Source organism: Fervidicoccus fontis Kam940, from assembly GCF_000258425.1.
Taxonomy (GTDB): domain Archaea; phylum Thermoproteota; class Thermoprotei_A; order Sulfolobales; family Fervidicoccaceae; genus Fervidicoccus; species Fervidicoccus fontis.
In genome coordinates this window covers 999,428-1,012,691 of the sequence record NC_017461.1, presented here as the reverse complement: position 1 = coordinate 1,012,691, position 13,264 = coordinate 999,428, and the positions used below count along the sequence as shown (strand labels likewise).

The following is a 13,264-nucleotide window of genomic DNA, read 5'->3' as shown; positions in this document are numbered from 1 at the left end:
TCATTTATTCACCTCTGTAAGATTTTACAAGTAGCATAAGGAAAAACGGTGCGCCTATTAGGCTGGTTATAATTCCGATAGGTATCTCAGATGGAGCAAGAAGCACTCTTGCTACGACATCAGAGAGCAACAAAATTACTGGAGAAATAAATAAAGAACCTAAAGATGCTACAGAAATATCTCCCCCCAACATCATCCTCGCAATATGTGGAACTATTAGGCCTATAAATCCTATTGGACCCTCATATACAGAAATTAGCGAAATTGATATACTTGTTACTATCAATACTTCTCTTCTAAGATTTTTTGGATCTGCACCTCTAGCTATAGCAAAATCATCGCCATAAAGTAGCTGTCTTAATCTTGGTCCTTTTACATATAAAAAAACAAAGACGATCAAAAAGGAAATAAAAGAGGCATAAAAGGAAGACGAATTAGAAAATTCAAACGTTCCGAACATCCAACTAACGCTATGTACTCTTGCAAGTATAGTATTTGTCATGAAAAGTAAATACAAAAATGAATTGAATAGCGTTGAGATTATTACACCGGAAAGCACCATGGATATAGTTTTATAGCCTGTGATTTTGCTCAAAAACAGAATTACTATAAAAGCCAACAATGAAAAAATGAACGAAAAAATGAAGATTGCAGAATAGCCCATTCTGCTTACTAATAACAATCCAATAACTGCTCCTAAAGAAGAACCTGAAGATATACCTAAAATGCTTGAGTCCACTAATGGATTAGAAAAAATAGTCTGAAGAATTAAACCTATAATCGCCAGAGTCTCCGATGTGAATATTACCGTTAAAGTTCTATACATTCTTATTTGAAAGATCACATTTTCCCATTTCCACTCATCAAAAGCGATTGATCCGGAAGAACCTAAATACAAACTCAGCAAAGATGAAACAAGTATAGCGAAAAAGAAGATAAACGAAAAAAATTTTAGTTTTATCATTTTCCTCAACTTAACAAATTTCTTTATCATACTTTAACTAAAAGACTGAACGTATTGGCTGATCTGTGCTAATATCGTATCATTTAAGTCATTAGGAAGCTGTATATTTCCAAAATCTTCTGGATGAAGTATAGCAGCAAGGACCTCTTGCATTTCTACTATTCTTGGAGATGGCCTGCTTGCTATATCACTTAAGTTACCATGCAACATGTAAACTCTACCGGTTTCAACCGCTGATATGTTAGCTCCACCGGGCTGAGACTCTAGCCAATTTATTAATTGCGTAGCATTAGAAAATCCACCAGCATATTCAGTTGCTATTATCACTTGTGGATTTAACTTAACTACATCTTCCCATGAAATTGCTGGCCATGCCTGTGATACGTTTTCCAATGAATTTAATCCGCCGGACAATGAAATTAAATCATTCCAAAAGCTACTTCCTCCTGCTGCATAATATGGGTTTACCCATACTATAAACAATACAGTTGGCTTATTTTGAGACCCGGAGACTTTTGAATATATGGAGATTATCTCATTTTTGAGATTATTGGTAAGGTTTAAAGCTTGCTGATAATGTCCTGTAATTTTTCCCAACAAAAGAATGTCCGTTAGAATGTCACTTATGCTTTCGTCGTTTAAAGATAATGCGGTAATTCCGTATTGCGAAAGCTGATATATATATTTGAATTGAACGCCTGTGCTTCCAACAACGAGATCTGGTTTGAGCGATATTACCTTCTCTAAGCTTATACTATCAAACCCTCCAACTCTTTGTATTGTTCCATTGATTACTAGCTCATTAACGATAGGGGGATAGTTTGAGTTATCATCAACTCCTACTACGAGATTTCCTGCCCCAATATCAAAAAGCATTTCAGTAGTGCTAGGTGCTAATGATACAATTCGAGTAGGTTGTTGTGTAATTACAACAGTCCTATTTAATGCGTCATAAACTTGTATTGGATAATTCATCTGAGCTATCATGTTGTTAAGTGACTGTATCTGTTGTGAAAGAGATTGATTTAGAGAGGATATTTGTTGCGACATTAACTTATATTCATTAAGACTCTGCTGTATGCTGTCTATTTGATTGCTGAGATTTAAAGTAATCTGAGTCATTTTTTCTATATCATTGTTTATTTGGGAAATTCCTCTTGTATTTTGGTAAGAAATTATGATGCTTCCAATAGCTATGATTCCTACAAGAATAAGGACATATAATGTTGTTTTTGATTCCTTTTGACCAGATTGTGCCATTTTAACACCTGGATAAAAGATCCAAAATTGTATATTTAAAGTTTTCTAAAAAATCAATTTATAATTCGATGTAAAAACATATAATCTTATCGAAGAATTTCAAGTTTAACTATAACATTATAACCGAAAAACCTATAACTCCTACCAAAATAAATATCAAAATACTCTTAAAAGAAAATTTGAATAAAAAGATATTTAAAAATTAACTTATTATGTTATCTTTTTTCTATTTCTTTTTTCTTGTTTTCAATATATTCGGTGTATAAACCATATATTTTGTGAGCTAACGGACCACTACCTTCTACTCCTTTATCTGATACTCTTATGTTATTTAAGATAACCAGAACGCCTGCTTCTGGATAAGTCTTTATATCTGCCTCCCTAATGTTAAGTTTACTTACAATTAGCCTCGCAAATTCATCTGGATTGAAGATTGGGGCTTCTATTGCAGAAAGATATGCTATATAATCAGAATAAATCAACATTGTCGGTACTGAAGAGTTTCCCTCGTTTTCCGTTGCATTTTTTAACAATATATTGAGTTTATCGTCAAATCCATATAAAGTACCTTTTATAGTTCTTCCATCTTTCAGCTTAATTGTGACTTGCTTATCAAGCAATGCGTTAAGCTCACTAAATACTCTTTTGCTTGCCATTGACATACTCATTAAAAACTCACCCTCAAATGATAATTGAATAATAAATTAAAAAATAACGGTAATAAATTATACATATTCATTTTAATGCTTTGATTACAAATTTAGCTTTATTTTTATCCAAAAAGAACTTTTTTGCATTTCAAATTCTCTGCATATATTCATGATAAAATTACCAAGGCATATCCTTATATAACATTATAAAAAGTTTTTAAACTCGTTCAAAACTTATTTAAAAACAATTTAATAATATTTTAGATAGTTTTTCTATGAGAAATTGAGGTGCAATGTAAAATTGAAGTGGGAATATCTAGAAATTGTCGATACAAAACCGTCAATTATTCCAACAATAACAATTATAACTGCAAGAAATGAAAAAATTGAATTGACATTTGAAGTTTCAGAAAAATTTGGAATAAGTTATAAAAAAGGAGAGAAGATTTTCTTAGAATTTTCGAGAGAGAAGATTAAACCATCTTCTTCTTTTGCATTCTGTGGGAAAACTACATTATTTTCTATAAAGGAAGAAAAGGATAATAGTAAAGTATACCTTTTTTCCAGTGGTGGCTTTATTATAAGACTGGTTTCACGCCAAGAACTTCAAGGATTAAACATTACTGAAGACTACTTCTTCTGTATTGATAAGCATTAGCCGTTGATGATAGAAAAAATTTTTAATTCTTAAAAATAAAACAAATTATTAGGGAGGAGAGGAGGCAGGAGAGATCCCCCGCGACCGGGGTTCGAATCCCCGCCCGGCTACCATAAAAAATCTCCTGCCTCATATAAATCAAATACTTCTTCATTAACATAAATATGCAATTATATTCACAACTAATGCCCTCCCTAAGGGTTGAAATGAGGTAAGACGTTGAAAAGCTAATTTTATTAATTCAGTTAGACAATATTGAAAATGGCAAAGGGGGGCCGCCGCAGAGCTAAATGTTGCGATGAAGAAAATGACGTTGTGGCCGCCGTAGCTCAGCTGGAAGAGCGCCGGACTGTGGATCCGGAGGTCCCGGGTTCAAATCCCGGCGGCGGCCCCTTTTGCTTAGAGGTGATAATAAAGATGGGAAAGCTTAGAATGACAATGCCAAAAAACGAACAAGATATTCAAAAAGTTGTTGACGAAGTTATGAGTACACATCCTGAAATGGCTCATGAGCACCATCACGAAGAAGAAGGCGAGGAATTAGTAGAATATATGCAAGCCATAGCTCACGCTTTAGAGCACCTAGAAGAACATATCGTTAGAATAGAAGAAAAACTGGCTTTATTGGAGAAAAAAATTAACGAATTAAATAAATAACCTTACAGAATTTTTTCAAAAACGAGATTTTTAATAATTAAATAATATATATAATCTTCTAAATAATATTAATTTATTTTTGATATGAGTATTGTATTGATCTCATAATTAACATCTAAAAAATATACTAGACTAGTATCTGTTATTATTTATATAGTAGACTGGGAAGCTGTAGATCTTTAATAATTAATGACAATGGGTGTATGGAAGTTTGTCAAGCGAACGAAGGCAGAAGTTATTGAGATCGTTAGGAAATTTACATACATTTTTCATAGGACTTGGAGCTATCGTAGGAGGATCTATTGTTGTTTTAATAGGTCCAATAATCTACCTTTCTGGAAGTTTAGGAGCAATAATTGTTCTTATCATGAGCGCTATCATTGCAACTCTTACAGCATTAATATATTCAGAAATTACATCAGCTATACCAGAAGTTGGTGGAGGCTTTCTATGGGCAAAATTAACTATGCCGAGGCCTTTTCCATTTATATCTGGTTGGGTAAATTGGATGGCACATATGATGGGTGGAACATTTTACGCACTCTCTTTTTCATCTATGTTTCTGCAGTTTCTCGCTGAAATTGGTTTTAATATTCCATTCCTCCCCCCATATATTTCTGAAAGACTTATAGCTATAATATTAATTATTGCATTTGCATATTTGAATTACAGTGGAGTTTCGAAAACAGGAAGATTTTCTATTGTCATCGGAATTTTCTTTGTTGCCTCAATACTTCTTTTCTCAACAATTGGAATTTTCAGTGGAATAAAAAGCGGAGAGCTTATAAATGGATTGTTAAATTCTCCCGCAAAATTCACATCAGTATCGTCGTTTTTCATTGCAATGATATCAGTAGTTATAGCATTTGAGGGATACGAAATTCTCGCTCAAACAGCTGAAGAAACAAAAGCCCCAACGAAAAATCTTCCAAGAGCTATAATGGAAACATTAATTGTTGCAACAATTCTATATATATCAGTAACGATTTCAACTATAGGGATCTTGGGAACTAAAGCTTATTCTTTATCAACAATATGGGGTCCTGACACGGTAATTCGTACAGCATCTCTCGCATTTAGATATGGAGGTATAATTGTTGCGGCAGGCGGACTAGCTACAGTCCTTTCTTCTATAAATTCTATCATGTACTCTGCATCTAGAGTTCTTTTAGCGATGTCTAGAGCAGGAGAGTTCCCAATAGTTTTTTCGGAAATACACAAGAAGTATAGAACTCCTAGCAATTCAATTCTTTTTACAATGGCAGTAATGATAATAATGAGTTTGATTTTGGATCTAACTCTATCGGCATTTATCGTAGGAGTTCTTTTTAATGTTTTATTTATCATCGTTAATTACACTGGCATAAAGTTAAGAGAATTTTATGGAGAAAAGTTGAAATACAAATTTCTCACTCCGTATTATCCTTTAATTCCTCTTACAGGATTGATTATAAAAGTTTTCCTCTTTTTTGCTGCCTTAATTATATATCCATCTGCAACACTATTTGCTCTCTTATTAATAGTTATTGGATATTTGATATATAGGTCTTACCTATTCAAATATGAAGTCGAACATGAATTTGTAACCTTAGAATCACAAGGAAGTTTGGTTAGAAGTGATTTTAGAATAATGGTATTACTACCTCCGGAAATAAGAACAAATTTGATTCAATTAGCTTCAGACATAGCCAAAGCTAAAAATGGAGAAATAAACCTCTTAAAAATAATTAAAACTCCATATCAGCTTTCTGTTAAAGATTATAGAAATGAAGCCGTAAAGAAAGATGTTAGATCGCTGAAGGATATCATAGATCACCTAAACGAAACTGGAATACATGCGAGATATTCGATAAAAGCAGCGCGCTCAAAAACCGAGGCTATTATCGCAAGTATAGATGAAGAAAGAATAGATTTGCTAATAATGAGCGCAGAAGATGCAATGAAGCTAAATAGTGTTATGAGGTTATCTACTTGTGATATTTTAATAGTAAATACCGAGTATCCATATATATCATACATGAAATCCAAAAAAATAATTGCGATACTGAGCGAAGACGAAAAGTATATAGTAGATGAAGTGAAGGAAATTTTTCCAGATAGAGAAATAGAAGAAATAATAATTGAAAAAGAGCCTAATACTAATAACATCTCAAAAACTTTAAATGAAGTACTTAGTAAAGAAAGCGACACTGCAATAATATTAATGAGCTTCAACATATGGGAAAAATTGACTAAATATAAATGGACGATGAAAAAGCTGATCTTTCCATATTTTGTTTTTAAGAGGGGAAGCTTTTCAATCGATGTTCTTAGACAAATATTCTTTGAAAGACGCAAAGAGGAGTAAAAAAGATGATAGCAGATAAAAAACTTTGATTTCATATCATAATAGAATAATTAGAAAATTTTTATTCATAACAGCTTAGTGCCTATGCGGACTTTTCTTGTTTCATAAAGGTTTATAAATATTGATGTCAATAAACTTAATGTATTGCTAGGATATTTTATTCTAAAAAAATTTAAAGGGATTAATTGTTGGTAAGTTGGTAAGGGTCACACAAGGAGGAATGAGCTCAATGATATTGAATATGGACTTCGTAGAAATGGAGCTCGAGAGCGCGCTATTATTCCATATGGCAAGAGACTGATATATAAGCGATATCAAGTCCTATGAAGCTCGAAACTTTCCGAATAGATGAAATGATATATTCACAAAAAGACACAGAGAACAATAAAACTGTTAAACAACCAGAGAGGAAAATCTGATAATATTTTTATAAAGTATAAACAAACATTTAATATGTGATGTGAGATGTCTTCAAGCAGTTGTAAAGAGAAGGAAATTGTAATAGAAGATGTTAGCAAATGTACAGAGCATCCGTTTACATTACTAATAGAAAAAATGGAGTGTGCAAATGAAAACGGTGAGATATTTGCAGTTACAGTTCCTTCAGGGACTGTTCCTTTTAATCTCCTACTCGATTATGCTAACAAATATAATGTTTTAATAGACGTAAAGCCTGAAAATGATAAGATAAAATATATAATAATACCAAAAAAACGCTCTAATAAGTTTTAATACTAAAAATTTTGCAAATAAGATAATGCCAAAATTGCTTTATTAAGTAAATTCTTTAAGTTTATTGTTTTAATGAAAAGAAAATTATGCTAATATCTCTATACTAATAAAAAAGATCATTTAAATAATAGTTTTTAACTTATTCTATTGTTCATTTTCACAAGAATCTTTGAAGAAGTATACCTTTTCCTTTGTTTCTTCATCTAGTAATGATGAAATTTTCTCTTGCATAATACTCATTTCATCGCATATACCTATTGAAACTTTCAAATACTTATCTGAGAATTTTTCTATATATTTAACCACGTCGTTAGCAATCGACTGCATTGTTTCATAAGAGATCTTTGATGGAATAACATTTTGCCCCCAAGGATATGTTCCACTAAGCTCCTGTGGAATTAAACCAATTCCAGGCGCATAATATATATAGTGCTTGCCTTCCTCAAATTTTCTCTGGTTCTTGTATGTAGCATATAAGAAAACGACCTCTTTAAACTCGCTGGGTGGCATGTAATTTTGCATTATATATTTTCTAGCTCTCAATATTTTTGGATTAAACATAGAATCGTTGTCAAATAGATATATGGCTTTTTGCTCCCCTTTCACTCTTGGAGTATACTTTTCCATCCATTCTACATGCTTATTTTTAATATTATTGAAGGCAGAATATAAACTCGGATGCTTTCTCGAATAAGATTGCAAAAGCTCCCACAACCTTCCTTCATTTATTGCTTGCTTTACTTCATTTAAAATTTTTTTGATCATATATAGATTGTGCTCCGCCAGAAGTCTTGTTCTCTCATCTTTGTTCATGTTTTTTAGTTCTTTAGGAGTATATCTTGAACAAATTGGACAGCTACAGGGAAAATATTCTATATCTTCAAGTCTTAAAGTTCCACCTTCAATCATATATCTTCCGTCTCTTGCAAATAGAATATATGATGCTGAATCAAAGAGATCAACTCCCATTGCTACTGCAAAGGGTATTATCATAGGATGACCTGCGCCAAATAAATGCAGAGGAACATCAGCCCTTATGTTTTCCCTCACAATTCTTATCATATCTAGTACAACATCATAACGATATCTTTCCATAAACTTAGTAGGACTGCCTATCGCATAAATATCATATTCAAGCTGGGACGATTTCTTAGAGCTTTCTTCGAGAATACTTAAATGAATCCCTCCTTGAATCGGTAAAACCCACATTCTGTTATCTCTGTCTATAATTTTTTGTGCCTCAGAAGCCCTTCTTAGAGTTTCTTCTGCAGTCCATTTCGCATAATTTTGATCTAAAGAATCCCCCGTAGGAACGTCCAATATAACTGCTATGTCAGAATTAAGTCCTTTCTGTATTTTGATGATTTCTTCGTTGCTTACTTCAATATTGTTATATTGCATTAGTTGATATGCCCCTGAGTCTGTCATCACAACGAGCTCTCCATCTCCAATAAGTTCGTGAATATCTCTGTTCCATCCTCTTTTATATGCTAAATACGCATTGGTAATAACTCCGTTAAAGCCCATAGATTTTATAGAAGATATTGGCACCTCCTGCCTAGTAGGATCTATAACTGGAAACAAATATGGAGTTTCAATAGTTTTTCCTTTAATTTTTATCCTTCCAATCCTGCCGGCAAGATCTTTATCCATTATGTCCATGTTAATCACACTTATATATGATAGTTTTTGGCACTAAGCTATAGATTGCTATTATTTTGTAACTAATAATAAACCTTGAAATTAGATGTTTTTCTTTTAATATTTAGGACGCTTTAAGCTTTTTAACATAATCCCGGATAAGTTATCGGCTCATCGCCATTACTTACCAAGAAGCATCGAGATTAAAAACAAATTAGAATTTTTATTTTATTAATAAGGATAATCAACAATTGTTTTTTCAAAGTTTATATGCTGGATTCGTATCTCATAACTTATAAAACAATTTTTTGTTAAATATGCTTCAAAAATGTTAGTCTCGTAGATACGAACAAAACTAATATTAGCGAAATAAGATATTATATTAAATAATGAATAAGGTGTCAATTCATGGAAGAATTTAAAAAAACTGTAGAATTCGAGGGAAAAGCAAAGGTTGGGGAGATGCTTGGCGGATTAGCAAATATACAACTCAAGCCAGAGGATTTTTCAAGCCCTATAGCTTTGCAAATGGCAATTTCAAGAATGTATGAGGGTATACTTAAAGCTTTCGAAGAAGGACCTAAGAAGAAATATATAGCAGAGGTTAGGTTTACTGATTCTTTAGGCAATCAGGTTTCGATTGGGATCGATTTAGGGGAGAATCCTCCACCATTTAGCAAACAAGAAGTTAAAGCTAGAATAATAATAGAGCTCTTTGAAGAAAATGAAGAGTAAAATATGAAACATACCTATTTTAAAATTTAAACCATCTACAAGCATTATTTCAAAACGAGGATGTCTAAATTGAGGTTTCCTAAGGGATATTTCGCCTATGATCCTTCTGTAAATGAATATAAAGATATAATTGAATGTCTAAAAAAGAAAAATATCAGCTATGATGAGGTTCTAATAACGTGTGAACCAATATATGGCTTATTTAATTTATATAAAAACGACAAAATTGTAGAAAGTGAAAAACTGATGGTTGTTTCACGAGGCTCGATAATTGCTAGAAGCGATTATTGCGGATTAGGAGGATACGAATTGCTCAAAGATGCATGGGGAGAAGGAGTAGTTATAAATGCAGAAAAATTAAAGAGTGTAAATGCAGATAGCTTTTTAGATGCTTTCATAAAATCTTGCGTTGAAAAGGATGGTTAAAGTTGAGATGGCCTAAGAAAAGAGAATTTTTGACTTTTTATGCGCTTTATAAAAATTTTGGAAAAAAAGAGGTCTCTTTTCATGAAATGATATCATACGTTCATGATAACTTGGGCTATAATATTAAAACTTCAAAGCACATAATTAAAAGGCTTATTAATTTTGGCATGATAAGTATTGTGGGTAAAACATATGTTGTCAAAGATTTAGATGAGTATTTGGGTGAATTATACAGAAAGTACTACGAGAAGAGAAGGTCAACTAAAAAATTATAACGATAAAAATACTATATGAACACTGGGATTAGAAATGATTTATGACGTTAATTCTATCAGAGAAGATTTTCCTATATTAAAAAGAAAAATACATGGTAGGGAACTAGTTTACTTTGATAATGCGGCAACTACACAAAGACCTAAACAGGTTGTAGAAGCTATAGCTAAATTTTACTTATATTATAATGCAAATGTGCATAGAGGTTTTCATACCCTTTCACAAGAAGCTAGTCAGTTATTCGAAGAGTCTTATGAAGAAATAGCTAAATTCATAAATGGCAACATGGAAGAGACTATTTTAACCATTAACACTACTGATGCTATAAATATTGTAGCATATGGGTGGGGACTTAGAAATCTGAAAAAAGGCGACGAAATCGTTACGACGGTAATGGAGCACCACAGTAATATGTTGCCATGGCGTGAATTAGCTGAGCTTACTGGCGCTAAAATTAAATATGTAGATATAACTGAAGATGGAGAGCTTAATTACAAGGATCTGGAGAGCAAAATTACCGAAAGAACAAAAATTGTAGCTTTTACTTTAGCAAGCAATGTTGTTGGAACAATTAATGACTATAAAAAGATAGTTAATTTAGCACATTCGGTTGAAGCAATTGTTATTGCGGATGGAGCTCAATACGTACCTCATGTGGAAACGGATGTGAAAAAAATGGATGTTGATTTTCTCGCTTTTAGCGGTCATAAAATGCTTGGCCCTACTGGGATAGGTATACTTTGGGGAAAAAAGGAAATACTTGAAGAGATGAAGCCATTTAGAGTTGGAGGGGATACTATAAAAGACGTAACACTTGATAATGTAGTATGGCACGATCTTCCGTGGAGGTTCGATGCGGGAACGCCACATATTGCGGGTGTCATAGGCCTCGCTGAGGCAGTAAGATATTTAAAGAAAATCGGAATGGATGGAGTGAGAGCACATGATATCGAATTAGTAAAGCATACTATCAAGTTGATGAAAGAAATCGATGATATTGAAATACTAGGTCCATTAGACCCGGAGAAAAGAACTGGATTAGTTGCCTTCAATATAAAAGGATTGCACCATCATATTGTTGCAAAAGCTCTAGACATGTATGGAATTGCCGTAAGAAGTGGAGGACATTGCGCTCATCCTCTTCATTACAGGTTAAACTATCAAGGATCTGTGAGAGCTAGCTATTACATTTATAATACAAAGGAAGAGGTTGATTATTTCGTAGAAAAACTTCAAAAAATAATTTCTGTAAAAGAAAGACTTGCGACGGAACCAGTTGAAAATGTTTGTACAGGGACATAATTCATTATTTTTCCTTTATAATATATGTTAATGTTAAATTCTTTAGGTTAAGGATTTAGGTCTATTGGTTATATATTTAATGAAAAATTTATTTTCTTGTAGAATAAAGAGATCATAAATATTTTTACAAAAATGGCACGGTAAAAATTTATGTATTTAGACCCATCATTAATCACAAATTACGTCGATATTCAGGATTTGATACAAATAAATATGATTATCTTACTGATTAAGTACACTTTTTATACTATATGGATTGTTCCTGCTTACAGGCTCGCTATGACTTTCAAGTCATGGAGGAAGAATTTTTCATTTTATAGCGTACAAGAATTAGCGGAAGAAATAAAAACAATTGAGGGAAAAATTTCTGTTTTGATACCCGCAAGAAATTCGGAAAATTACATAATATCATCAATACTCTCAGCTTTTAATCAATCTGTACCTCCAAAGAGCATTTATATTCTAAATGACAATTCCACAGATAATACGATTAAAAAAGTTATGAATTTTATATCTCAAAAAAATGGAAAGCTCAAACGTGTAATCTACAAAGACAAATATATTTTTATATCATATGATGTAAAAAGAAGCGATGGAATTAAAGTTGAAATTAACGTAGTTGACTTTAAAGAACATATGGGAAAGCCTTCGATGATAAATGAAGTATTGCCTTCCCTCAATGATAAAGTGGACTATGTATTAATTCTCGATTCTGACACTATAATTGAAAGAAGGTATATAGAAAAAATGCTAGTTTTTCTGAATAGGGATAGTAAACTAGCAGGAGTCAATGGTACAATACTTCTTTGGAAGCCTGAAAAAGAAGGAAGGTTTTCCTGGTTCTTCGCTAAAGCCTTTAGAAATTTAGCATCGTTGTACTATCTTTTAACCCTGCGATTTTCCGAGACTGTATTTAATAGCGTAAATAGCTTAAATGGTAGTTGTTCTATTTACAAATTAAAACCCCTTTTAGAAATCGGCGGAATTCCTACAGATACATATGTAGAGGATTCTTCTACTAGCTGGCATCTCCAACTTTTAGGATATTCCGTAGCTTATATCCCTACAGCTTATTCTTTTACAGTCGATCCATCATCACCGAAAAGATTCTTTTCAAAAGTTCTCAGAATTACTGTGGGTATACAAAAACTTTTCCTTACAAGGCTTCCAAAGCTTATTAAAAAGAAAAAATACAACTTACTTTTGACCTCTATTTATACTAGCTTTGGAAGCCTTCCCTTTATTTTAATGATAGCTAATACTATTAACTCAATTATATTAGCTAGCTTAGGAATATATAGTTCAAGCATATTAGAAAAAATGTATGAAATATTTCAGTTTACACCAATTTCTATTATATTGCTAGCTTTTCTAAAATATCCGATAATCTATTTAATACTAAGTTATGTTACTGGGGTTTTAGAAGTAGTTGCCGCTTATTACTTTCTAAGGATCATTTATAAGGACGAAAAAATTATTAGAAACGCTCTTGACAGATCAAAAAGCGGTCTGATACTTGTGCCTCTTATATTATGGGTTCAATCATTTATAGCTCTTATAGCCTTTCCTATAACAGTATTTCAGATATTAGCAAAAAAGAAATTAAGCAAGTGGTAAGA

General features: G+C 32.4%; 13 protein-coding genes and 1 tRNA gene. 10 read left to right on the top strand and 4 right to left on the bottom strand.

Annotated elements, in window-relative coordinates; genetic code table 11:
• Positions 1-4: 4 nt before the first annotated feature.
• From FFONT_RS05230 to FFONT_RS05220, 3 genes are all read right to left on the bottom strand, one after another.
• A complete protein-coding gene (locus FFONT_RS05230) occupies positions 5-964 on the bottom strand; it encodes a FecCD family ABC transporter permease (protein WP_158308322.1) in 960 nt (319 codons plus the stop codon).
• A gap of 33 nt (positions 965-997) precedes the next feature.
• Complete coding sequence (locus FFONT_RS05225) at positions 998-2,224, bottom strand: ABC transporter substrate-binding protein (protein ID WP_014558191.1); 1,227 nt, start codon at positions 2,222-2,224, stop codon at positions 998-1,000.
• A 215-nt stretch (positions 2,225-2,439) separates the two neighbouring features.
• Positions 2,440-2,892, bottom strand: coding sequence for an Lsm family RNA-binding protein (locus FFONT_RS05220; protein WP_148683688.1), 453 nt, complete (start codon positions 2,890-2,892; stop codon positions 2,440-2,442).
• A gap of 283 nt (positions 2,893-3,175) precedes the next feature.
• Between FFONT_RS05220 and FFONT_RS05215 the strand changes: the two genes are divergently transcribed.
• From FFONT_RS05215 to FFONT_RS05195, 5 genes are all read left to right on the top strand, one after another.
• Positions 3,176-3,532 carry a DNA-directed RNA polymerase subunit G gene (locus FFONT_RS05215; RefSeq protein ID WP_014558189.1) on the top strand — a complete coding sequence of 119 codons (357 nt, stop codon included), beginning with the start codon at positions 3,176-3,178 and terminating at the stop codon, positions 3,530-3,532.
• 318 nt (positions 3,533-3,850) lie between these two features.
• Positions 3,851-3,923: transfer RNA gene (locus FFONT_RS05210), tRNA-His, on the top strand.
• A gap of 26 nt (positions 3,924-3,949) precedes the next feature.
• Positions 3,950-4,189: a hypothetical protein gene (locus FFONT_RS05205; RefSeq protein WP_148683686.1), complete on the top strand. Its 240-nt coding sequence runs from the start codon at positions 3,950-3,952 to the stop codon at positions 4,187-4,189.
• Between the two features lie 211 nt (positions 4,190-4,400).
• Complete coding sequence (locus tag FFONT_RS05200; RefSeq protein ID WP_158308321.1) at positions 4,401-6,536, top strand: amino acid permease; 2,136 nt, start codon at positions 4,401-4,403, stop codon at positions 6,534-6,536.
• Positions 6,537-7,001: 465 nt separating this feature from the next.
• Entirely contained in the window at positions 7,002-7,268 is a 267-nt protein-coding gene (locus tag FFONT_RS05195) for a hypothetical protein (RefSeq protein ID WP_014558186.1), read from the top strand.
• Positions 7,269-7,412: 144 nt separating this feature from the next.
• On the opposite strand, the gene tgtA is transcribed toward FFONT_RS05195, so the two are convergent.
• A complete protein-coding gene (gene tgtA, locus FFONT_RS05190; protein ID WP_014558185.1) occupies positions 7,413-8,930 on the bottom strand; it encodes a tRNA guanosine(15) transglycosylase TgtA in 1,518 nt (505 codons plus the stop codon).
• A 387-nt stretch (positions 8,931-9,317) separates the two neighbouring features.
• Here tgtA and FFONT_RS05185 point away from each other — a divergent pair, with 387 nt between their 5' ends.
• The 5 genes from FFONT_RS05185 to FFONT_RS05165 all read left to right on the top strand — a co-directional run bounded on the left by FFONT_RS05185 (position 9,318) and on the right by FFONT_RS05165 (position 13,262).
• Positions 9,318-9,644, top strand: coding sequence for a hypothetical protein (locus FFONT_RS05185; protein ID WP_014558184.1), 327 nt, complete (start codon positions 9,318-9,320; stop codon positions 9,642-9,644).
• A 69-nt stretch (positions 9,645-9,713) separates the two neighbouring features.
• A complete protein-coding gene (locus FFONT_RS05180; protein ID WP_148683684.1) occupies positions 9,714-10,070 on the top strand; it encodes a hypothetical protein in 357 nt (118 codons plus the stop codon).
• 2 nt (positions 10,071-10,072) lie between these two features.
• Positions 10,073-10,345: a hypothetical protein gene (locus FFONT_RS05175; RefSeq protein WP_014558182.1), complete on the top strand. Its 273-nt coding sequence runs from the start codon at positions 10,073-10,075 to the stop codon at positions 10,343-10,345.
• 34 nt (positions 10,346-10,379) lie between these two features.
• Positions 10,380-11,645, top strand: coding sequence for an aminotransferase class V-fold PLP-dependent enzyme (locus FFONT_RS05170; protein ID WP_014558181.1), 1,266 nt, complete (start codon positions 10,380-10,382; stop codon positions 11,643-11,645).
• Positions 11,646-11,795: 150 nt separating this feature from the next.
• Entirely contained in the window at positions 11,796-13,262 is a 1,467-nt protein-coding gene (locus FFONT_RS05165) for a glycosyltransferase family 2 protein (protein WP_014558180.1), read from the top strand.
• The last annotated feature ends 2 nt before the right edge of the window (positions 13,263-13,264 follow it).